Genomic DNA, 741 nt, shown 5'->3' with positions numbered 1-741 from the left:
ATAAAGTATTGTTGTCCTTATTCCCCCTTTTCGGGGGGATGGGCAAAAACACCCATATATGTTTCATAGACTCTCCAAGAGTCATTTGTTTGTTTGAGGTGACGACGGATTCGTTTGTCCAATTCAGGACCATACTGATGAACCCAACGCATAATCGTTATGTGAGAAACGGATAAACCCCGTTCCTCTAGCATTTCCACCAAATCACGAAAACTAAGGTTGTACCGTAGGTACCATCTTACCGTTAACAAAATAATATCAGGCTGATAATGCTTCCATTTGAATACATTTTCCTTTTCCATACCAATCACGCACCCTTTCTAAAGTAATAGTAACAGTATGTCCAAGATTTATAGATTCATTGCAATTGTCCTTAAGTTTTTGCACCAGCATCAAAAAAGTGTTGTTCATTACTTCACCAGAAGAATAAAAAGTAATTTTGGTTTTTGATATAGAAGGAAGCGTTATTACTAGTGGTTTACTTGTCATACTGATCAGCCCCTAAATTATTTGGTTTTATATGAACTTAATATGTATTCAATAAATGTATATGAATTCATTTTATAAATTTAGTACTTTGTGAATTGAGAAATTCAACAAAATAGTTATTGTATGATGACAAAAATTAAAGAACCTCTTTTTATGTGTCAACACTGATAAAAAGAGGTAAAGGAGAGATTTTTTAGGATGGGTGCTTTAAAAAATCATCGTGATGAACGTGTATCTGTTTCTGTAGAAGAG

1 protein-coding gene and 1 pseudogene are annotated in these 741 nt (G+C 33.7%); both read right to left on the bottom strand.

Annotated elements, in window-relative coordinates:
* Positions 1 to 47: 47 nt before the first annotated feature.
* A pseudogene (locus tag ACODS7_RS32315) lies at positions 48 to 302 on the bottom strand (transposase domain-containing protein); the annotation flags it as partial.
* Positions 259 to 489 (bottom strand): hypothetical protein, encoded by a 231-nt coding sequence (locus ACODS7_RS32310; protein ID WP_243169467.1) that lies wholly within the window; start codon positions 487 to 489, stop codon positions 259 to 261. The gene ACODS7_RS32310 and the pseudogene ACODS7_RS32315, both read right to left, overlap by 44 nt.
* Positions 490 to 741 lie beyond the last annotated feature (252 nt).

It is taken from the genome of Bacillus sp. FG16 (assembly GCF_057809515.1).
The sequence above is the reverse complement of the archived record's forward strand: the minus strand, read 5'-3'. Positions and strand labels throughout refer to the sequence as shown.